Source organism: Acidovorax sp. KPB24-03 (genome assembly GCF_057546605.1).
Genome location: NZ_BAAJYR010000315.1, coordinates 1 through 4,194 on the forward strand (window position 1 = coordinate 1; position 4,194 = coordinate 4,194).

Below are 4,194 nucleotides of genomic sequence, written 5' to 3' on the forward strand. Positions count from 1 at the left end.
CACTGAGCGCGCCTGCGCCGCCCGGCCTGTCCACCTTTTTTCTTTTCAGCCCAGCCGCTGGCGCAGCCGCGCGACGGCGCTGTGCACGGTGGTGAACACCGGCCAGCCCGTGGCCGCCTCGGCATGCGCCCCGGGCGCGCGCCATGCTGAATTGCGCGAGCGCGATGCGGCGGCAGCCCTGCGCCTGCAGCGCGCGCGCCTGTTCGGCGATGAGCCGGTCATGCAGCACCGCATCGCCCCGGTTCAGCGCGTCGAGCGCGCCGTCGGCCAGGGCCGTGTGCAGCGCCACGTGCGCAGGAAACTCCGGCGGCATGGAGGCCAGCGTGGGCGCGAAGGTGGCGATCAGGCCCACGGCCCCTTCGCCGGCGGCCTGCGCGATGTCGTCCACCATGGCCTCGTTGGGCTTGAGCACCGGCAGCCCCGCATGCCGGCGCGCCACCGCCTCGATGCACGGCCCGAAGGCCGAGCAGGTGAACAGCAGCGCGTGTGCGCCCGTGCCCACGGCGTAGTCCGCCAGCCGCAGGAACCGGTCGTGCATGGCCGCATCCAGCCCCGCACCCGAGCGCGCCAGGTCGGCCGAGAGGCTGTCGTCCAGCAGGTTCATGCGCAGCGCCTGGGACCACTGCTGCGCGAAGGCGGCGTTGATAGGCTCGACGGAATGCGGCAGGGCATGGATCAACGCGATGCGCGGCGGTGCGGATGCGGATACGGGGATGGGTGCGGTCATGGGAAGGGGGCTCAGATGCCCTTGGAGCTGGGGTTCTGGAACGCGTCGCGCGTTTCGGCATTCAGCGGGTAGCGGATGTTGATGTTCTTGGGCGGAATGGGCGACATGAACCAGCGCTGGTACAGCGCCTCCATTTCGCCGGACCGCATCATGGCACCGACCACCCGGTCCACCAGCGCCTTGAACGGCGGATCGTCTTTGCGGAACATGAGCGACTGGTTCTCGGTGCGCAGGCTCTCGCCCACGATGGCGAAATCCTGCGGCTGGCGCGCATTGGCGATCTGCCCCGCGAGCAGGATGTCGTCCAGCACGAAGGCGGCGGCGCGGCCGCTCTCCACCAGCAGGAAGGAGTCGGTGTGGTCCTTGCCCGACAGGTGCGTGATCTGCAGGGCCTGGCCCTTGTCGGCCTCGCGCAGCAGCCGCAGCGAGGTCGTGCCCGCCGTGGTCACCACGGATTTGCCCTGCAGGTCCGCGATGCCGCGGATGCCGGAATCGGCCTTGACCAGCAGGCGCACGTTGTAGCGGAAGATGTCGGGCGAGAAAGCCACCAGCTTTTGCCGCTCCACCAGGTTGGTGGTGGAGCCGCACTCGATGTCCACCGTGCCGTTCTGCACCAGCGGAATGCGGTTGGCCGAGGTGACGGCCTGGTACCTCACCTCGATGGCGGGCATCTTCAGTTCGGCCTTGACCGCCTCCACGATGCGTTGGCAGATGTCGATGCTGTAGCCCACGGGCCGCAGGTTGCCGTCCAGGTACGAAAAGCCGAACGACGACTCGCGGTAGCCGAAGGTGATGGCACCGCTTTGCTGGATCTTGCCCAGGGTGCCGCCGGCCGCGGGCGCCTCCTGGGCGAAGGCCGCCGGGGCGGCCAGGGCCGCGCACGACAGAAAGGCGGCCAGGAGGCGGCGCGGGAACGAAAGGGACGGTGCGACGGGCATGGCAAAGGCTCCTTCAGGAACGAGAGATGGAACGGGAGGGAGAACGGAACGACGGGGAAGGGTGACGCTCAGGCCAGCCCGGCCGTGGCCTGCCCGATGGCGTGCGCCAGCAGGTCGGCGATGGCCTGCAGGTCCTCGCGCGTGGCGATGTACGGCGGCGCGAGCAGCACGTGGTCGCCGCGCAGGCCATCCACCGTGCCGCCGAACGGATAGCACAGCAGGCCCGCATCCATCGCGGCCTTCTTGACGCGCGCATGCAGCCGGAGCGCGGGGTCGAACGGGGCCTTCGTTGCGCGATCGGCCACCAGCTCGATGCCCCAGAAATAGCCCCGTCCGCGGATGTCACCCACGTGGGGGTGGTCACCCAGCGCGCCGCGCAGCATGCGTTCGAACACCGGCGCATCGCCCTGCACTTTCTGCAGCAGGCCGTCGCGCGCGATCACCTGCTGCACCGCCAGCGCGGCGGCGCAGGCCACCGGGTGGCCCAGGTAGGTGTGGCCGTGCTGGAAGAAGCCGCTGCCGCGCGACATGGCCTCGACCACGCGCCCCTGCGCCAGCACCGCGCCGATGGGCTGGTAGCCGCCCCCCAGGCCCTTGGCCACGGTGATGAGGTCGGGCACCACGCCCTCCTGCTCGCAGGCGTGCAGGGTGCCGGTGCGGCCCATGCCGCACATCACTTCGTCCAGGATCAGCAGCACCCCGTAGCGGTCGCATACCGCGCGCACCGCCTGGAAGTAGCCCGGCACCGGCGTGAGCACACCCGCCGTGGCGCCGCCCACCGTCTCGGCCACGAAAGCGATCACGCGGTCCGCGCCCTGCGCGAGGATGGCGGCCTCCAGTTCCGCCGCCAGCCGCTGGCCGTAGGCCTGCGGAGACTCGCCGTCGCGCATCTCGCGGTACGGGTAGCAGGGCGACACGTGCGTGGCCGGCACGAGCAGCGGCGCGAACGGCGCGCGCCGCCAGGCGTTGCCGCCCACCGCGAGCGCGCCCAGCGTGTTGCCGTGGTAGCTCTGCCGCCGCGCGATGAAGTGCGTGCGCTGGGGCTCGCCCCCGCTCCACGAAATACTGCCGCGCCATCTTGAGCGCGGCCTCCACGGCCTCCGAGCCCCCGCTCACGAAATAGGCATGGCTCGTGCCCGCCGGCGCGCCGCGCACCAGCGTCTGCGCCAGCTCCTCCGCCACGTCGGTGGTGAAGAAGCTGGTGTGGGCGTACGCGATGCGGTCGATCTGCCGGTGCATGGCGGCGATCACGTCGGCATGGCCATGGCCGAGCGAGGACACGGCGGCGCCGCCGCTGGCATCCAGGTAGGTGCGGCCGCTGGCGTCGCGGACCACCATGCCCTGCGCGCCCGCGGCGACAGGGGGGGTCTGGTGGAGATGGCGGTGCAGAACGTGGGTCATGGCGGGGCGGGCAAGGTTCGGTGGCGGCGGGGCGGTCAACGGATCAAAAAATCCATTTCCTATTTATTTGGAACAAATATACCAACACCTGCAAAAATTGCAACATGCGTTTTTTCGATCGATCAGATGGAACACATGTTCCAAACCCCATCCGGCCCTCCTTTCATGCCTGACCGTGCGCGCTTGCCCTACAGTCGTGCGGTGGTGCAGCGCGCCGCGCCGCCCTTTGTTCAGCCCTTGTCCAGGTCCGTTTCCATGAGTCTCAGAGACACCATTCGCCAGCGCCATGCCGGGCTGTCCCCCTCGCTGCAGCAGGCGGCCAAGTTCGTCATCGACCGTCCGAACGAGGTCGTGACCACCTCGATGCGCACCGTCGCCGCGCGCTCGGGCGTGCCCCCGGCCACCCTGGTGCGGTTCGCGCAGCAGCTGGGGTTCGAGGGCTGGCCTGCGCTTAAGGAGGCCCTGGCGCAGGACATGGGCCTGGGCAGCGAGCAATACGCCCCGCGGGCACGCCAGCTGGCCGGGCGTGCCAAGGACCAGTCGCTGGTGGGCGAGATGTTCGACGTGCACCGCCACAACCTGGAACAGACCGAGCGGCAGAGCGCCGTCTCGCTGCCGCGTGCCGCGCGGCTGCTGGAGCAGGCCCGCCATGTGCACGTGGCGGGCTTTCGCGCCTGCTTTCCCGTGGCGTTTTCTTTCGTCTATGTGTACCGGCTGTTTCGCCCCTCGGTCCATCTGGTGGACGGCCAGGGCGGCTCGCTGGAGATGCAGCTGCGCGCGCTGGCCAAGGGCGACGCGCTGGTGGTGGCCAGCTTCGCGCCGTACTCGCGCGAAGCGCTGCAGGCTGCCGAAGCGGCGCGCAGCGTGGGCGCGAAGGTGGTGGCGCTGACCGACAGCGAAGCCTCGCCGCTGTCGCTGCTGGCCCATGAGACGGTGCTGTTCGCCACCCAGAGCCCGTCGTTCTTTCCGTCGATCGCCGCCGCCACGGCGGTGGCGGAATCGCTGCTGGAACTGCTGGCCAGCCGCGCGGGCGCGCCGGGCATCGAGCGCATCGAGGCGGCCGAGCAGCACCTGGTGCGCTCGGGCGCCTACCTGCAGCCGGTCACCCTGCGCAAGCCGGGCGGTTGA

The 4,194-nt window shown here is 70.2% G+C and carries 2 protein-coding genes and 2 pseudogenes; 1 reads left to right on the forward strand and 3 read right to left on the reverse strand.

Annotation, left to right across the window (positions count from 1 at the left end; genetic code table 11):
* Positions 1–45 precede the first annotated feature (45 nt).
* The 3 genes and pseudogenes from AC27KI_RS19905 to AC27KI_RS19915 form a co-directional block, all read right to left on the reverse strand.
* Positions 46–727 (reverse strand): annotated as a pseudogene (locus AC27KI_RS19905) (aspartate/glutamate racemase family protein).
* Positions 728–738: 11 nt separating this feature from the next.
* Positions 739–1,665 carry a transporter substrate-binding domain-containing protein gene (locus AC27KI_RS19910; protein ID WP_487090907.1) on the reverse strand — a complete coding sequence of 309 codons (927 nt, stop codon included), beginning with the start codon at positions 1,663–1,665 and terminating at the stop codon, positions 739–741.
* A gap of 68 nt (positions 1,666–1,733) precedes the next feature.
* Positions 1,734–3,066: pseudogene (locus AC27KI_RS19915) on the reverse strand (aspartate aminotransferase family protein).
* Positions 3,067–3,321: 255 nt separating this feature from the next.
* Between AC27KI_RS19915 and AC27KI_RS19920 the strand changes: the two are divergent.
* The gene (locus tag AC27KI_RS19920) at positions 3,322–4,194 is read left to right on the forward strand and encodes a MurR/RpiR family transcriptional regulator (RefSeq protein ID WP_272566430.1); all 873 of its coding nucleotides are present in this window, start codon (positions 3,322–3,324) and stop codon (positions 4,192–4,194) included.

Excerpts from the sequence above, each read along its gene's own strand:
- AC27KI_RS19920 (WP_272566430.1), top strand. The coding sequence starts at position 3,322 with ATGAGTCTCAGAGACACCATTCGCCAGCGCCATGCCGGGCTGTCCCCC.
- AC27KI_RS19910 (WP_487090907.1), bottom strand. The coding sequence starts at position 1,665 with ATGCCCGTCGCACCGTCCCTTTCGTTCCCGCGCCGCCTCCTGGCCGCC.